The 16,740-nt window shown below is 60.5% G+C and carries 13 protein-coding genes; 11 read left to right on the plus strand and 2 right to left on the minus strand.

Features of this window, described 5'->3' with window-relative positions; genetic code table 11:
• Positions 1–4: 4 nt before the first annotated feature.
• From OKW41_RS14680 to OKW41_RS14715, 8 genes are all read left to right on the plus strand, one after another.
• Positions 5–1,279, plus strand: a complete 1,275-nt coding sequence (locus tag OKW41_RS14680; protein ID WP_429572968.1) for a glycosyltransferase — start codon at positions 5–7, stop codon at positions 1,277–1,279.
• 24 nt (positions 1,280–1,303) lie between these two features.
• Positions 1,304–2,872 (plus strand): DHA2 family efflux MFS transporter permease subunit, encoded by a 1,569-nt coding sequence (locus OKW41_RS14685; RefSeq protein ID WP_429572969.1) that lies wholly within the window; start codon positions 1,304–1,306, stop codon positions 2,870–2,872.
• 22 nt (positions 2,873–2,894) lie between these two features.
• A complete protein-coding gene (locus OKW41_RS14690; protein WP_429572970.1) occupies positions 2,895–3,875 on the plus strand; it encodes a glycosyltransferase family 2 protein in 981 nt (326 codons plus the stop codon).
• A 60-nt stretch (positions 3,876–3,935) separates the two neighbouring features.
• Positions 3,936–5,501 (plus strand): efflux transporter outer membrane subunit, encoded by a 1,566-nt coding sequence (locus OKW41_RS14695; RefSeq protein ID WP_429572971.1) that lies wholly within the window; start codon positions 3,936–3,938, stop codon positions 5,499–5,501.
• Positions 5,498–6,706, plus strand: a complete 1,209-nt coding sequence (locus tag OKW41_RS14700) for an HlyD family efflux transporter periplasmic adaptor subunit (RefSeq protein ID WP_429443873.1) — start codon at positions 5,498–5,500, stop codon at positions 6,704–6,706. Before OKW41_RS14695 ends, OKW41_RS14700 begins: the two co-directional genes overlap by 4 nt.
• A gap of 645 nt (positions 6,707–7,351) precedes the next feature.
• Positions 7,352–8,113: a hypothetical protein gene (locus OKW41_RS14705; protein WP_429572972.1), complete on the plus strand. Its 762-nt coding sequence runs from the start codon at positions 7,352–7,354 to the stop codon at positions 8,111–8,113.
• A 248-nt stretch (positions 8,114–8,361) separates the two neighbouring features.
• Complete coding sequence (locus OKW41_RS14710) at positions 8,362–8,847, plus strand: GNAT family N-acetyltransferase (RefSeq protein ID WP_429443875.1); 486 nt, start codon at positions 8,362–8,364, stop codon at positions 8,845–8,847.
• A 207-nt stretch (positions 8,848–9,054) separates the two neighbouring features.
• Positions 9,055–10,281, plus strand: coding sequence for an MFS transporter (locus OKW41_RS14715; protein WP_429572973.1), 1,227 nt, complete (start codon positions 9,055–9,057; stop codon positions 10,279–10,281).
• 438 nt (positions 10,282–10,719) lie between these two features.
• Here the strand turns inward: OKW41_RS14715 and OKW41_RS14720 are convergent, their stop codons facing one another.
• Positions 10,720–11,982, minus strand: coding sequence for an IS110 family transposase (locus OKW41_RS14720; RefSeq protein WP_429443797.1), 1,263 nt, complete (start codon positions 11,980–11,982; stop codon positions 10,720–10,722).
• A gap of 783 nt (positions 11,983–12,765) precedes the next feature.
• On the minus strand, positions 12,766–13,908 hold the full coding sequence (locus OKW41_RS14725; RefSeq protein ID WP_429443877.1) for a hypothetical protein: 1,143 nt from the start codon (positions 13,906–13,908) through the stop codon (positions 12,766–12,768).
• A 281-nt stretch (positions 13,909–14,189) separates the two neighbouring features.
• On the opposite strand from OKW41_RS14725, the gene OKW41_RS14730 reads away from it, so the two are divergent.
• The 3 genes from OKW41_RS14730 to OKW41_RS14740 all read left to right on the plus strand — a co-directional run bounded on the left by OKW41_RS14730 (position 14,190) and on the right by OKW41_RS14740 (position 16,324).
• The gene (locus OKW41_RS14730) at positions 14,190–14,939 is read left to right on the plus strand and encodes a GNAT family N-acetyltransferase (protein ID WP_429572974.1); all 750 of its coding nucleotides are present in this window, start codon (positions 14,190–14,192) and stop codon (positions 14,937–14,939) included.
• A gap of 100 nt (positions 14,940–15,039) precedes the next feature.
• Positions 15,040–15,549 (plus strand): GNAT family N-acetyltransferase, encoded by a 510-nt coding sequence (locus tag OKW41_RS14735; protein WP_429572975.1) that lies wholly within the window; start codon positions 15,040–15,042, stop codon positions 15,547–15,549.
• Between the two features lie 241 nt (positions 15,550–15,790).
• Positions 15,791–16,324: a GNAT family N-acetyltransferase gene (locus tag OKW41_RS14740; protein WP_429443881.1), complete on the plus strand. Its 534-nt coding sequence runs from the start codon at positions 15,791–15,793 to the stop codon at positions 16,322–16,324.
• The last annotated feature ends 416 nt before the right edge of the window (positions 16,325–16,740 follow it).

A 16,740-nucleotide genomic window follows, 5' to 3' on the forward strand; every position in this document is an offset into this window, starting at 1 on the left:
AACCATGGCACAAATCGTCATTACTGCAATCGGCTCGGCAGGCGACGTTCATCCGTTCATCGGCATTGCGCGAACCCTGGCAGAACGCGGACATCGGATCGTGTTCTGCACGCATCCGCAATTCGCCGCGCTCGCGGCACAACACGGCTTCACGTTTGTGCCGATCGGTACGTGGGACGAGTATGCGCGGGCGATTGCAAGCCCGGCGCTGTGGAATCCGCGGACCTCGTTTCGCACGCTATGGGCCGTCATCGCACCGACTATCCGCCCTCACTTCGATGCGCTCGCCGCGATCGCGACCCCCGACACCATACTGGTCGGCTCGTTGTGGGCGTTCGCCGCGCGTCTGATGCAAGAGGTTCATGGCACGCCCTACGTTTCGGTCCAGGTGTCGCCTTCGACGCTGCTTTCCGCGAGCGCTCCTCCCACGCACAAGCGTCTGACCGTGCCGATGTGGCTGCCACTGCCCGTCAGGGCAAAGTGCATGGAAATGATCGAAAAAGGCGTGCTCGACAAGGCGTGCGGACCTGCTCTGAACGACGTCCGGGAAACCCTTGGGCTTGCGCCCGCGAGCCGCATACTAGGTGAGTGGCTGCACTCGCCCGACGGCGTGCTGTGCCTGTTCCCGGACTGGTTTGCCCCGGCTCAACCCGACTGGCCGCGCAATCATTTCATGGCGGGCTTTCCCCTCTTCAACGATGTAGCGCCCGACGCCTTCGACGACGAACTGCGCGCCTTCGTCGCCTCGGGCGAACCTCCGGTCGTCTTCACGCCAGGCTCCTCGCGGATCGACGAGCGGACCTATTTGAGCGCCGTCGACGAAGCCGTGCGCCGCACGGGTGCCCGCGCGATCGTGCTCGCCGGCACCGCCGCAGCGCGGGCGCTCGCGCGCCGCGACGTGCTGGTGCGCGACTTCGTACCCTTGCGAATGCTCTTGCCGCACTGCGCAGCCATGGTCCATCACGGCGGCATCGGCACGGCGGCGCTCGCATTCGCGGCTGGCATTCCACAGGTCGTCACCCCGTTCGCGCACGACCAGTTCGACAATGCGCAGCGCGTGGCGAAAAGCGGCTGCGGCCTTCGCATCGACAGTCCTGCAAGCGGCAAGGCGCAGGCCTCGGCACTCGTGCGCGTCACCACGGACAAGCTCGTGACGGCCCGTTGCACGATCGCCAAACGGCTCATCGACGCAGCGCCCGACGCCTGCGAGGCGGCCGCGCGATATATCGAACGCTGCGCAGATCAGCGCGGCGACCTCAGCATCCGTTCGGTCGCCTGAACGGCTTCGGGAAATACCGTCCACATGAGTACTTCAAGAGGCATGGTCATACAGGACGTCGGCGGCCGCGCCGCGCCGCCACTGCGCGGCGCGTGGCTCGCGTTGCTGACCTTCGCGCTCTCGCTCGCCACCTTCATCGAGGTGCTCGACTCGACGGTCACGAACGTCGCCGTGCCGTCCATCGCCGGCAGCCTCGCCGTGTCGAATTCCCAGGCTACGTGGGTCATCAGTTCCTATTCGGTCGCGGCGGCTATCGCGATTCCGCTGACGGGATGGCTGTCGCAGAGGATCGGCGAAGCGCGTCTTTTCGTCTGGTCCGTGCTGCTGTTCACGCTGACGTCGCTGCTATGCGGCATCGCCGGCAACCTGGAACTGCTCGTTTTATGCCGCGCCATGCAGGGACTCTTTTCAGGTCCGATGGTGCCGCTGTCGCAGGCCATCCTGTTGCGCTCGTTTCCGCCGCAAAAGCGAGTGCTCGCGCTTGCACTCTGGGCAATGACGGTGCTGCTCGCGCCGATCTTCGGTCCGGTGCTCGGTGGCTGGATCATCGATCAATTCTCCTGGCCGTGGATCTTCTTCATCAATCTGCCGATCGGCCTGTTCGCCTTCGCGGCCTGCGCCGCGCTGTTGCCGCGCGAGCGTCCGGATACCCGGCAGCCGCCGATCGACACGATGGGTATCGTGCTGCTCGTCGTCGGCGTGGGCGCACTACAGGCTGTGCTCGACCTCGGGCGCGACCACGGCTGGTTCGACTCACCGCTGATCGTTGCGCTGTCGTTGATCGCCGCGCTCGCGCTGGTTTGCCTGTTGATCTGGGAGTCGGCTGAACCTTTTCCCGTCATCGACCTCGACCTGTTTCGCGACCGCACTTTCTCTTTCGGCGTCGCGATCATTTGTCTCGGGATGGTGAGCTTTTCGGTGATCGGCGTCATCTTTCCGCTGTGGCTGCAAACCGTGATGGGCTACTCCGCGTTTCAGGCCGGACTGAGCGTTGCGCCGCTCGGCATCCTCGCCCTCGTCTTTTCCATGCTGATAGGGATTTTTCTGGACCGGTTCGATGCCCGCGTCGTGACATCGTTCGGCTTTCTCGTGTTTTTCGCGGTGCTGGCATGGGACGCGCACTTCACGCTGACGATGTCTTTCTGGCAAATCGTTACGCCAACGTTTATTCAAGGTATCGGCCTGCCGTGCTTCTTCATTCCGCTGAGCGCAGCGATTCTGTCGCGCATCCCCAACGAGAAGCTCGCTGCCGCATCGGGCCTGTCGAACTTCCTGCGCACGCTGTCCGCCGCGCTCGGCACCGCCCTCAGCGTGACCTGGTGGGACAACCGCGCCGCACATCACTACGGCACACTCGCGCAATCTGTCACGCAGGCATCCGAGGGCACCGGCCTTTTCACGCGGTCGCTGCAAACACTCGGATTCGGCGCCAACCGATTGGCGGCCATCCGCGATGTCGTTCAGCAGCAGGCGTACATGATGGCGACCAACGACCTCTTTTACATGGCGAGCCTCGTGTGCCTCGCGCTCGCCGCGCTGATGTGGGCCACCAAACCCTGGCGCGGCGTATCGGCCCAGCGCGCCGGACATTAATACTCCTGACAGGGTGACGATCATGAGCCAGACGATCTCCTCTCCCGGCGCTGCGGCCAGCGCCGGTTACGCAGTGCCGCTGCTCGGTGCGCTGGTGGTGTTGTACCGCCCAACTGCCGAGCATCTGACTCATCTGCTGGAACTCTGCGCGCACGGCACGCCGTTGCTGGTCGTCGATAATTCGCCGGCGGCCTCCGGCGCGTTGGCCGATGCGCTGAACGCGCACGGCGCGGAGTATCTCTGCAACGCGAATCGTGGCGGCATTGCCGGTGCTTATAACCGGGGCCTTGCGCGGATGTTCGAACGCGGCCTCGGCGCCGTCGCGCTATTGGATCAGGATTCGCAGGTGAGCACCGATTACTTCCGGTTGATGCTCGAGTCATGCAAAGCGCTCGGCCCACGAGCTTTCGCGATCGGACCGCGTATTTACGACGAGAACGTCAGGCACTTCCTGCCGCAGATGGTTAGCAACGGCTTTTCGATCCGCACGCTGGTGTTCGAAGCGGACGCATCCTTGCAGCCGTGCTCCTTTTTGCTGTCCTCCGGTTGCGTGGTCTCGCGCCTCGCGTACGAGCGCCTCGGTGCGTTCGCGGAAGCGCTGGTCATCGATCACGTCGACACCGAATATTCGTTGCGCGCACTGCTGCACGGCGTCCAGTTCTATGTCGAGCCGCGGCTCACGCTGTTACATCGCATCGGCCACAAACGGCAACATCGTCTCGGCCCGGTGCGTATCACGTCGATGAATCACCCGGCTTTTCGACGCTATTACATGGCGCGTAACGGCATGCACCTGTGCGTTCAATATGTCCCGTCCCTGCCGGTCGCGCTCGTGCCCAATTTCATCACGCTGCTGCAAGTCTTCCAGGTGCTGCTGTTCGAGTCCGGCAAGCTGGCGAAACTATCCAGTATCGGTTGCGGGATCGTCGACGGCCTTCTCGGCCGGCTCGGTCCGCTCGAAACGGCGCGCCCGCGGCTTGCGGCGCGTCTCGGACACGGCTGACCGATGACGACCGATTCTTGCCCCATCGGCTTCGCACGAAAGCGCCTATGGACGGCGTTCGTGTCCACCGCTTCGCTATGCGCGCTGTGCGCAGTCGCGGGTTGCGCGGACAACAGCTCTTACCATCCGCTTGCGATGCATTCGCCGGGCCCCGAGGCGCTCGCGCGGACCGCGCAGGATGCGCAGACCGCGAACGGCGCATGGCCGCAAGCGCAATGGTTCGAGTCGTTTCACGACAAGCAGCTCGATGCATTGATCGCCGAGGCGTGCGCCGGCAATCCGGACATCCAGGCCGTCGGCGCGCGTCTGGCCGAGGCGCAATCGCAACTCGACCAGTTCGCTTCGGGCACGGGACTCACGGGCGGCGTCGCGGCCGCGGCCTACAAAGCGCGCATGCCCGCCATCAACGGCGCGGCGGACGTGAATGTGGCGGGCACCACGGTTCCCATCAATCTCTTCAGCGATCCGTGGGTCTCGCCCGCGAGCGTTATCGCCGGTGCGAACTACGACCTGGACCTGTGGGGCAGGAACCGCGCCGTGACCCAGGAGCTCGTGTCCGCACGCGACGCTGCGCATGTCGAAGAACAGCAGGCCCGCCTGATCATCACCACGTCAATGGTCACGCTATACGGCCGTCTTGCCGACGAATACGCAAAGCGGGATCTGATTGCGGCGAAGCGGCAACAAGCGGACCAACTCGATGAGATCCGGCGCACGCGCGAGGCAAGGGGAATCGACAGCACCTACGCCGCACAGCAGGCACGTATCGATCAGGCCGCGCTGCGCATGCAATTACAGACGACCGACGACGCGATCACGCAAACGCAATTGCAGATCGGCGTCCTGACTGGAGAGGGACCGGAACGCGGCCTCGCATTGCGGCGCCCGACGCTTGCCAACGCCGACGCCGCTGCTATGTCCGTGCCCGCGAATCTGCCATTCGACCTGCTCGGCCGGCGCCCGGACGTCGTCGCCGCAAAGTTGCGCGTGCAGGCAGCGACCGCAAAAATCGCGGCAACGCGCGCGGCGTTCTATCCGAACATCAATCTTTCCGCGGCGGGCGGCCTGGCGTCGCTCAGCCTCGGCTCGCTGTTTTCGAGCGCGTCGCTCTTCTTCGCGTTGGGCCCTGCCGTTTCGTTGCCGGTCTTCGACCGCGCGCGTCTGCGCTCGCAACTGCATGGCGACTACGCGCAAGCCGACGAAATGATCGCGCTGTACAACAAGACGCTCGACGGCGCGCTGGCCGAGGTCGCCCGTTCCATCGTGACACTGCGCAACGTCACCGCACTCATCGACGCACAGGCACAGGTAGTCGCGGCGCGCGACAGGATGCTCACAGTAGCCACCGAACGGCAACGCCGTGGCCTCGTCCAGCAGGCGGACGTGCTGGCGCTGCGTGACATGCGGCTCGATGATCAGTTGCGTCTTCTCGAACTCAACGGGCAACGACGCGACGCTCATATCGCGTTGATCCGGGCGCTCGGCGGTGGGTTCGACGCGACCGCAAGCAGCCCCTCGGCCGCTTCGCCGGCCAGCCACGCGAATCAGGAGTCGCGCGAAAACATCAGCGATATCCGCCGCGATAGCCGCTTTTCTTCCCTTCCCTCCTCCAGCCAGGCCTCATGAGTACAGAAAATCTGCTTGGCGAACGCGTGCCGATGACGGAGCGCGACACAACGAAGGTCAGCCGCCGGAACCGGCGGCTCGCGCTGCTGTTCGGCGTCGTGTCGATGGCGGCGGTTGCGGCGGGCGTGCACTGGTTTGTTTCTGGGCGTTACGTCGAGGAAACGGACAATGCGTATGTCAGCGGCAATGTGGTGCCAATCGCCGCGCGGATTGCAGGCACGGCGCGCGAAGTGCTGGTCGGCAATACGCAGTACGTCAAGGCTGGTCAACCACTTGTCCGGCTCGACGACACCGAGGCGCGCATTGCGCTGCAAGAGGCCGAGGCACAGTTGATCCGCGCGGTGAGGCAGGCGCGCAGCGCCAGATTTTCCAACGCCATGTACCGGGCTGCCGTCGACTCGCGCGCCGCCGAGCTCGCGCTCGCCGAACAGAGCCTGAAAGCGCGCTCGGGCGCAACGGTGGAAGTGGTCTCCGCGGAAGAGTATGCACGGGCCCAGGAAGCGGTGAAAGTTGCGCGGGCCAATCTTGCATCGGCCCGCAGTCAGCTTGCCAGCGGACTCGCCGCGAGCGGCTCGGGCCGAATCGAAGACGATCCGGCCGTGATGCAAGCCGTACAACAAGTGGAGCTTGCGTATGTCCGAAACGCGCGAACGACACTCGTTGCGCCGGTCGAAGGCGCCGTTGCCCTGCGTTCGGTGCAAATCGGCCAGCCGGTTGCGGCCGGTACACAGCTGATGACGGTCGTGCCCGTCAAGCAGTTGTGGATCGAGGCCAACTTCAAGGAAGGACAAGTCCGCAACCTGCGTATCGGCCAGCCGGTTTCCGCGGTCGCCGACCTCTACGGATCGAGCGTGGTGTTTCACGGCCGGGTTGGCGGACTGTCACCGGGAACGGGCAGCGCCTTTTCCATGTTGCCACCGCAGAACGCGGCCGGCAACTGGATCAAGGTCGTTCAGCGCGTGCCCGTCATCATTTCGCTGTACCCCGAGGAGCTCGCCGCGCATCCGTTGCGAGTCGGCCTCTCGATGACAGTGTCGGTCGATACGCATCAACGCGACGGAGCGCTAAGCACCAGCGCCACCGCGCAGCCAGGTGCGAACGCGGCACCAGCGCCTGACGATGACATGACGCGCGCGGAGGCCATCGCGAGAAAATTGATCGGGAAGAGCGATAGCTTGGGTTCTCATGACGCCGGTGAGGATTGAGTTCGACAGCGCAGAGGCGCGGCCACTTGTTCAATGCCCGGCTGCACGGGCTGCTGGGGCATTCACCTTGGCCGTTTTCTTCGCCCGGATCAACGGAATGATCACCCGATCCCGAGATCAGTAAGCTGGTGCGGCATTACGAGCGTCGGTCGACTGGCCGGTCAAGCTGATATGAAAGCAAATATTGTCGATCATTCTTGACGTTCAAGCATAGCGGGCCGCTTTGGAACGCTTCCGGGCGTGTTCTGTCAATGAGTACAGCCGGCCACAAGCAGCCGGTCGACTCGGGGACCGAGATCGTCAACAATAAGCCTGCAAGCACGTGGGTATCCACGACTGACACGACCCTCATCTAGGCTTTCGGTGCTGGCTGCTGCCTGCGCGATTGCATTCGCCTTAGAATATCGCTACAAATCGTGAACCGGACATATGAGGCCGCTTGCTCAGGCGAGACGTAGCAATCTGCTCCCGGGGGGACGCGCTCAAGCGCAATCCTCCGTTATGAGGCCAGATCCGGCCGCGCCGCACCCTTTGGAGGAGTGAGGGCTGTCGCTCAAGTGACACGAATCATTGTCAGACAAAGTTGCGACTGAGCTTCGACGCGGCCGCAATGCTGCACGCAAAAACAACGACGAGGGGGAAACAATGACCGATAACCTTTTCGACCTGCAGCATGAGGTTACGACATCCTTTATTTCGACCGCTGAGACAGAGTACAAGAGCCTGTCCACCACCTACGAAACCATAGACCGGAAAGCACAGGCTACTACTGCAGTCGCGGGTGTCTTTCTGGCGGCTGTATTCGCATTAGCCTCGCACGTCGATGGCAGCACGAATAGTATCGTTGTGTGGTTGGTTTTTCTCCTCATGATCGTGCTACTGACTTGTGTTGTGCTCGCGGTCGGGGCGATGTTTGCGCGAGCCACGGAGCTTCCGCCGACAGCCGAGCAATGCCTGTCGGAGTGCTCGCCAGTGATCCTGGCGGCAGACCCAGATAGCTTTCGTCAGGGGCGCAACAGGGTCTATAGCAAATGGGCTGATGAGTGGGTAGAGGCGAACCGAACCGTCCACGCGGCAAATCAGAATAAGGCTTTGTGGTTGTTTCTGTCGCAGATCGCCGTGCTTGTCGCGGCCGCGTTGACTGTCTTCCTTGGGGCGCTCCTGCTGTTCACCCCTGCCAAGATCGATGTGCAGTCGCAGGTTACCCCCAGTCCCAAATCTGCGGGAACGGGGCAGGACATGAATCGAGCGGTCGATATTGCGCCGCCACTGCCTTCGATTACCGTCTCTCCCACCATAACCGTGGACACGTGCTCATCTTGCGAGCCGCGCGCTTCGAACGGGACTTCGCACATCAGCAAGGCAAAAGCTGTAACCGCGGCGAGCAGTTGCGTGCCGAACAGATGACTCCTCCGTTTGGGCTTCCGCTTCGGGGTATCTGTGAGAGCATGCCCAATTCTAGCCGCTACGTGGAAACGTTTGCTATCCGCCGCGCCGGAAGCGTCGGTCCCAATTACCGTCGAGCGAACCTGTTGTCGCCCCTGACTTTCAGGGGCCGGCAAGGAGCGGTCGGTCGGTAAGCCGTCGAGAATTGGCGACAATTTTGATTCGAAGTACGCTTCCGCAATCTCTTTCTCTTGCCCTAATCTCCTGACATGTTGCCGTCTGTTGACGAACTTCTCGCGCTTGACGCTCTTACATTACGTGAACACACCGAGCAGGCTGGTGATACCTTCGACCTGGACGAGCACCGGGTGCAGTTGGGGAAGTCGTTGGAGGTGAATGAAGTGTGCTCAGTGCGGCGGGGCGGCAAACTCGTTGCTTACGCGATGCTTCGCCCGGAGTCGGGAGCGTGCTGGTTCGTTGGCGCATTTGCTATACATCCCTTGTACCGAACCTATGCCGTCATAGCCGAACTGCTCGCGAAGGTGGCCACGCTGGCGATCGACCGAGGGATTGTCGATCTGAGGAGTCACGTCTACAAGACCAACCGATTATCTGTCGCCTTCCATCGCAAACTTGGCTTTCGAGTGACGCGTGAAAATGACAAAGGGTTTGAATTCTTCGCTGCGGTACATGAGTTGATCGTGCGACCAGCGGTTCGCCGCGTTGCGGCCAACGGTTGCGCCCTCTCTAGGTAACTCGCGAACAACGAGCTGTAGGTTTGATCGACGGGAAGTACGCTGGTAGTCCGCACGTAGCAGCTTCCGGAAGAAGCATACCGCCGCCTAGGGATGCCTTATGCCGCCCGCATAAGCCGAGGACCGGCCAGAAGGCGACATTCACCGGTACGCCAGGAATCTGATACATCCCTATATTCAATCCAGCCGTCGGCAAGGATGTCCTCGATGAAGCTTTGGAGCATTCGCGATTACGTGTTTTTGCTTTCAGCGCAATCGGCGTCCACCTTGGTTGGTGCGGGTATGAACGTGGTCTTTCCGCTGTTGATCCTAAAATTCACCGGATCGATGGCTGCCGCAGGGGTGGTGGGCGTCTTGAGGTCCGCGCCTTACTTATTTTTGAGCCTGCCATTAGGGGCGCTAGTCGATCGATGGAACCGCAGACACATCATGATGGCGTGTCAGACCGGGCGGTACCTCTGCTTTTTCGCCCTTGGCCTAATGGCATATTACGGCGTCGTCAATCAGTGGCACATTTACTTCGTCTGCATAGTAGACGGCATCCTGTTTGTATTTTTCAATATCGCTGAAGCGGCAGTCCTGTCGAGCGTAGTGCCCCGCGAACTGCTGTCTCAGGCATCTAGCACGAACGAGGCTGGCTTCGGTACCGCGATGATTCTCGGGCCGGCGGCCGCGACGTTGGTCTATCAAATTGTTGGGATTAGCGGGGCGCTTTTCGCCGGCGCTTTCTGCTACCTTTGTTCCTTCATCCTCCTCAAAGTACTTAAGACCAAACTAAATGTTTCGCGTGTGGATGCGCGCCGTTCCTTGACCGAGGAAATTGCGGAGGGAATTCGATGGCTTTCAGGTGCCCGCCTAGTTCTTTTGCTTGCATGCATCATGGGGGGCTTGAATTTAATCAACGCCGCAATGCCGCTTTTGGCAATCACTCTGGGACAACGTTTGGGCGTCAGCGATACGTCGATTGGGACGATGGTCGCATGCGGAGGTATCGGAAGTGTTCTCGGATCCATTTGCGGCATGCGTTGGTTGCGTTTGCATGGTTTTGGCCGAGGAGCGGTGCTGGCCGCCTGGCTCCATGCGATCGCCTTTGGTGCGTTGTTCATAGCGACAAATTTGCCGAAGCTTGGCTTAGTTTATGGGCTAGTCGAAGCGTTCTATTCTCTCTACGCCGTTATGCAATTCGCTTACCGTGTTAGGTCCGTGCCCGAGCAGCTTCAGGGAAGGGTCAACAGTTTATGCCGATTAATAGCCTTTGCTTTGTATCCCCTAGGTTCGGCGCTCGCTGGGGTAATCTCCGAATACTGGGGCGTACAAGTTTTATTGACTCTTTTTACAGCAGTTGCGGTCCTGCTGGCTTGTACTCTATCGCTCAGTCGGTCGATCGCGCCGACATGGTGTGAAGGTTCTGTTCGGGAAGGCTTACGAGAATGATTGTGCGCCTGAGGGACCACCGGTTGGGCGATGCCTGTCGCGCAGTGTTCGCTGGAGGATATTTCGGATCGGCAAAATGAGTGATGTAGCGTCTATGCACACGTCCCGCAATGGCAACCGTCCCTGCTTCCTTGCTGTGAAGGGCCGCTTTCGGGAAACCGGAAAGTCCCCTTCACGCCCTGAGGCAGTCCGTCAAGGTTTTTCCGAGGGCATGTGCAGCCCACATCCTTGACCCTGTAGTCTCGGGCGTCGCTCATTCATGAAACGGCGTATGTCGAAGAAACGTCGCGCGCCCACCTGGCGAGTTGCCCACCGCCGGCCAGCGTCATGGTCATAACAGGCGACCCGCCGGCCGGCCGTGGACAACTCGCGACATCACGTCAAATGGAGGCAACCCACGGCCCCGGAACCAGCTGCGTCATCGTCGACCGGAACGGGTTACCCCGGAAGTTCGAGGTTCCTGAGGAGTGACGAACCACGCTTCCTGAGGGCGTTGAGGTAGACGCTCTCGTCGTATCGTGTGCCGGTCTGCCAGCAGCGGTAGAGGATCCGTATCCACTTGAACGCCAACGCCCTCACGGCGGCCTGATACGAGCTGCCCTTCGCCCGCTGTTGCCGGTAATAGGCGCCGGCCCAGAACGATTTGTTGATGGTCTGGCCGGCCCATTCGACGAAGGTCTGGCGCAGGAAGGTCGGGCATTGCCAGCGCCAGTGCACCCAGCACTTCTTGCCGCTGCGCTCGGTGACCGGCGCGATGCCGGAGTACTTCTGCAGTTCATCAGCGCCGCTGAAGCGGTCACGTTGCTCACCGAATGCAGCCAGCAGGCGCGGTGTCAGATGCGGACCTGCGCCGGGCAAGCTGTCAAACAGGTCGAAGTCGGGCAGTGTGCGTGCGACTGCCGCGATCTCCTTGTCGAACACGTCGATCGCGGCGAGCGCTGTGCGCAGTTGCGAAACCAACATCAATGCGAGCAAGCGGTGAGGCGCAACGATCCCGGGATCATCAGTGAGCGATGCAGCACAACGGATCGACTCCAGACGTCCCTCAATCAGTTTGGCCCGCCGACAGTTGTGCGCATGGAAGAACGTTTCAAGGGTCTTTCTGCTCGCGCGCCTGACTGCTGGCAGAGTTGGCCAGCGGGTCAGGAAATCACAGAACAGTACCGTGTCGATATCGTCGAACCATTCCAGGGGTTGAGGGTAATACTGCTTGAGTGCGTTGGTTAGCCGGTTGGTGAACCGGGTCTTGTCGCCGACCAGTTCACGACGCTGTTCGATCAGGCTCAGCAAGGAACGCATGCCGGCGCTCTGCGGCCTGAGCGGGCTGAACCGCTCAGGATGGCGCAGCAGCAGGTCGAGTGCCAGCTCGGCATCGGTGGGATCGTCCTTGGCCCGGCTCGGTTTGAACGCCTCACGGTACTTCGCAAGCATTGCGGGATTGACCGGGAACAGTGTGAAGAACGCATGTTTCTGCAACACAGAGACGATCGGCCCTCTGGCCAGCTCAAGCGCGATCGCGATGGGGCCACCAAAGCGCCGATGTAATACCTTTGCCCATTCATCGATGCGTGTAACCTGGTGAGGAATGCAGTCGAACTCGCGCCTGTCGTCGCCAGCCTGCTGCAGGCAGATGTCATGTTTGGTATCGGCCCAGTCGATGCCGACAAAAGCCTTGAAATGCTGATTCGATAGCGGCGCCATGCGAACCTCCGCAAGTGATAGATTACCCGGTAGGGACATGCATGCTTGCGTTCAGCGAAGGCAATATAGTGAGCCGGTGTGACGGCGAACCCTGAGTATTCGTTATCGGACGCAAGCGCACCCGTGGACTCGAAGCTAAAGCGGCAATCGTCCAGGCGTTTGGGTCGACTTATTCGTAGTCCACGGGTGCATGTTCCGCATTGACTGGCAGCGAGCTGCCAGTCCCACCAGTATCGATGAAAGCGGAACGGACTATCTATATCGGGTCGACATGCGCCCGATGCGTCCGGCAGCATGCGGCCGAGGGTGCGTCAAAACTCAAATTCACTAGGTTTTAGTGGGTCGCTTTATCCCTCCCGAGGTGCCGCGAGGCCGGTATAGGTCGTTTTGACAAGCCGTTTTTTGCGGTGCGCCGAAGCGACGTGCGTTTTGACACAGTCTGGGCCATCTCCAGCAGTTCGCCTGCACGCCCAGACGGACGCTCATGCATCAGCTTCATCCAGACAGCGGATCTTCGCCCGCCGATTACAGGCGTCGTGTCATCGGCCATAACAGCCGCTCGTGGCAGCAAGACGATGTCGGCGAATGATGTTGCCGTTCGACGCGTTGACGGGCCGCTTTATGGGTCGGCGGTCGGTCTCGACCTTCACAGTCGGCGAGGAGCAGACAACCCAATGCATTCTTGCGCAGCGCGAACGCGCTCCTTGAAGCCCCCAAGCTTCAAGGAGCGCTACCGGCGAGGATCGTGCAGCAACCTCCACGCCGGCAGCGGTTCATACGTCCTCAATGCGTAGTGATGACATGAATCCCGCCATTCGGGAAAGCCGCGACCCCTGGCTGGAAGGGCACGTACACCTGACCCGAGGCGCCATCCACCGCGACCGAATGTACACCGTTGCCGACCGCCAGCTTGTCGATGAGTGTGCGCGTCGACGCGTCGACTGTGCCGAGTATCGGCGTGAAGCCGGAGGCGGCCGCGATGCCGGTCGCGGTCTCATGACGAGCCGGGAGAAAATAGCGATTCGACACTGCGTCGTACGCGACCTGATCGACTCCGCCGAATGGAATGCTCGCAAGCGTGGCGCCCGTCGTCCGATCGAGGATCAACGTGATAAGCGGCTTCCCGGCGGCCGGATCGCAGCCCACCAGCATGTCGTTGTTCGGACCGAGTTCGAGTCCTGTTGGCCCGCATGCGCCAAGCGGGAATACTTTGCTCACCGCCGGTGCGCCTGCGACCACCGTATTCGCGGCAATCACGTTCACCTCACCTGCCGGATTGGTGGGCGTGCCGTCGTTGTTGACGATGAAGCTCTTCGACTTCGAGTCGTACACGCATGCCTCGAGGCCGGACGACGTCGTGAACCTATACGTCGCGACGATCGAGTTTGTCTTCGTCGAAATGAAAGTCGCAATCGGGGGCGTCTCCCCCGGACTCGAAAACATCACCAGGTTGTCGTCCGGGTCGTAGCAGCCTTCGTCGACGCGGTGCGGGGCCGTGTTGAGTGGTGGGACTGCGATGGTGCTGACGACTTTCTGCTGGGCGACGTCTATGACCTTGATCGAGTTGACATCGCCGGCATAGAGGATGTTTGTGCCGGGGATGCCGACGAGTCCATCAGGGCCGGCCACATCGGTGTTCGCATTAAAGCCGGTGAAGGCGGTGGGGCCACTGCCCTTGATCTGCGCGATGAGCGTGTTGCTCTTCGTGTCGACCACGTCGACCGCCGCGTTGTTGCGGTCGGCAAGGTAGTACTTGCCACTATCGGCGTAGCTGATGTCGAAACTGAACGGCGGGGTGGCTGAATTGGGTACCGAGATGGCAGTCTTGATGGTCGGCGAAGTGGAGGTGACTTCCGAGCCTCCCCCGCACGCGGTGAGCAGAACGGACGCGCCAAGCGCTAACGCGAACCCAAGCTGTCTTTTCATTGTTGTCTCCGGAATAGGTCCGCATGTTCGGTCAGGAACGGGGACCATTTTTGGTTCAAGGTTGCGAGACCACGCCACGAGTGGACGAAGCCTCCGCATGCACAATAGGACGAGCAACGCGTAAAGTCGAAGACGTAATTTTGCTGCGCGCAACAAAGCATGCCGCCTGGCGTATCAGGCGGACTATTTCATTGCAAAATCAACCAGTTATGCGATTCCTTCGAGTTAGTAGACTCAGAAGTTACTTTTTATTTGCAATCCGGCATTTCTGCTGCCTGTCCGTGAGCGGACGGCTCGCCTCGGAAGGCGAATGTTTATACAGGGTCGACTTCTGCCGGACACAGAACGTCGACGGCGGCTACCTCGACTGTCTCGGCGTCGGACCGGGTTCGGCCAATTTGAGACACTCGACGCCGCCGCTTAAACTGTTGACAATCACTCCTCCTGACGCGAAGAAAATGACAACTGAGATCGAACTCTTGAGGCCTACGACTGCGTTGCTGGCAAGCTACGTTTCGGCCCTTGAAGCGGGATGGTCACCTGACAATGTTCGTAAGGAGGTCGCTGCGCGCGAACAGTTGAATGCTATCGAGTTGAACGCGGAGGCATTCGTCGACGGGCTGGATGATCCGACCGCATCAGGCGGCCCGATTCCTTTGCCCGATGGCTCGACCGTTGCCCGTCTGCCAAGCATCATCCGATGGATTTGGGACGGCGATGTTAGCGGTGCGATCGGATTTCGTTGGCAGGCTGGATCCGCCGAATTGCCGCTGTATGTGCTCGGACATATCGGCTTCTCAGTCGTGCCGTGGAAGCGAGGCAACGGCTACGCCAAGCAGGCGCTCAATTTGATGCTTGGCGAAGCGAGGCTGCAAGGCTTGCCCTACGTGGAACTAACGGTTGATCCTGAAAATATAGCCTCACAGCGGGTGATCGCAGCATGCAGTGGTGTCCTGATTGACCGGTTCAAAAAGACCGCCGCCTATGGATTCGCGGAAACTCTTCGTTATCGCATTGAGCTAGACGACTGAGAAACCTGTCGGACCCTGTTCGGCCAACTCCCGAGATTGATCCATCTCTGTTGGATCGGCGACAATTCAAGCCCTGCACACGCCTATACGATGGAGCATCATGAGTGGCATTCAGCTAAGCCGAGTGATCCGTGCCGACGCCGCCGATTTGATCGCCGCAAACTTGGCAAGTCAGGACTATCACCTGCCTTGGGTCACATCCTTTACCGATCAAACGGGCTTTGATAACTGGTTTTCGGGTGGTCTCACCGGGTCGAACGTCGGCCTCATTGCGCGTGAAGTGGCATCGAATCAAATTGTCGGCGTGGTGAACATTAACGAAATAGTAATGGGCGCTTTTCGCAGCGCCTATCTCGGGTATTACGGAATGTCGAACTTCGCCCGGGCGGGGTTGATGACGGACGCGGTACGGGCAGCTGTGATCTATGCTTTCAGCGAACTTGGATTGCATCGGGTGGAGGCAAATATTCAAGCGGGGAATATCGCGTCGATCGCACTTGTGCGGCGGTTGGGTTTTAAACAGGAAGGTTTTTCTCCTCGCTATCTCCGCATAAATGGCGAATGGCGCGACCACGAGCGATGGGCGTTGCTGGCCGATATGCCCGGTTAGACACAGCCGCCACTCAAAAAAATAATGTGCTCACGCAGAAATTGTTTTTGTGCCAATATTGACAGCATGGAACTTCGTAACGTCCCGAGCAAGGCTCACCACCATCATCACGGTCGCTATCCGTTGCGCCGTGGGTCGTTACGTCCATAGCAAGGAATTCGACCTCACGGTCCATTCCATGTGCAAACGACCAAGGCGCTTAAGGCGCCTTTTTTTATTTCCCCACCATCAAGAGCTGAAGATGACCGACTCGATAAGCTATCGCCGCGCAACCATCGACGACATTTTGAAAATTTGCGAGTTGGGTCAAATCTTGAACGCGATCCACCACTTGGCACGCCCCGATATCTATGCGGATGCCACAACCGAGATGGATCGGGACAAACTGCACTGGCTCTCCAGCCTTCAGGAAGAAGATCGGGCTACGTTTCTTGCCGAGCTTGGCAGCAAGGCGGTCGGCTTTGTCACCGTTCAGGTGATGCAGCCGATAAGCTCGTTATTGCAGCCGATGGTCGTTGGCCGCATCGGCTCGATCGCTGTTTCCGAACGACTGTGGGGACGCGGAATCGGCAGCACACTGATGAAACTCGCAGAAGAGTGGGTGCGGAAACACGGTGCCACCGACGTCAGGCTGGCCGTTTGGGCGTTCAACGAAAAGGCGGTCGATTTGTACCAGGAGCTTGGCTACGAAATTCGTGCATTCGAGATGGGAAAGCGAATTCAGGCTGCTGCGGATATGGCCGCCGATGGACAGGGTGAGGCAACCAGCGCATGAACACTATTTGGGTTGAACGCCACATCGATGCGACATCGTAGGTTCGTACGCGGGATCAACGAGCCGAGCCGTTGTGTGGGCGGCGACCGTCCGCTATCGAGAGAGCGGACGGTCCCTTCAGGGTCGAGATGGAATGGACACCGCCCTCCCTCCGGGGAGGACCGTGCGCGTTTTCCAGCCGCACGATGGATATTCTTCGAGCCCGAACTGCGAGAACGTGGCCGCGCCCCGCTCTAGCAATGATGCGCAGCGCCGGCGACACGTGGCGCGCCGCTTGCTTCGTTTACAGATGCAGGCGAGATTGGGGGGTGGCTTCCCCCCAATGGGGGCCGCAGATGGACGATCGAGCTTCGGAGTCGTGCGATCTGCAAAAGTCGAACTGGCATGTCGAAGAGGCAATGAGACTGGGCTGGGAA

This window comes from Paraburkholderia sp. UCT70, from assembly GCF_050434085.1.
GTDB lineage: Bacteria > Pseudomonadota > Gammaproteobacteria > Burkholderiales > Burkholderiaceae > Paraburkholderia > Paraburkholderia tuberum.